Annotated in this window: 1 pseudogene; it reads right to left on the bottom strand. The window is 47.6% G+C overall.

Features of this window, described 5'->3' with window-relative positions:
* A pseudogene (locus tag CIK04_RS32545) lies at positions 1-529 on the bottom strand (transposase); the annotation flags it as partial.

Raw genomic sequence — 529 nt, 5'->3', positions numbered from 1 at the left:
ACTGTTTCACTTCGACGTCGATAAGTCTTCTTGCCATAGGAAGAGAGCCGCATTTGATTTGCTCTCTCTACGGCATCGCTATAGATATGCCGATGTAATCACTTTCTTCATGTTTTTGCTTTGAGTGCAGTCATCCCTCATTGGACAGAACGCACACTCTTTCGGGTCTGAGTGGTATTCTCGGTAGGCATCGCGTGATGTGGTTTTATAAAGCAACRCCTGCCCATTCGGACATTGGTAGCTGTCTCTTTGCGCGTCGTAAGTAAAGTGTTTCTTTTTGAATGCATTTTTCGTTCTCGATGGACGTCGATAACCGAACACGCCAAGAATACCTCGACGTTCAAGTGACTCCGCCACYGGAGCGGTAAAGTAGCCCGCATCCAGTCCAACGGCTATCGGGTTCAATTGGAATGTAGCAAGCGTGTAATCTAAGCGTTGAACGTAAGGCTGTGAGTCATTGATGTTGCCCGCGGTGGTATAGGTATCGAGGATAATTCCGTGTTGACCATCAACGGTTCGATGGTGAGGT

The organism is Vibrio sp. 03_296, from assembly GCF_002265885.1.
Note: the sequence above shows the minus strand (reverse complement) of the source record. Positions and strands in the feature narration are given on the sequence as shown.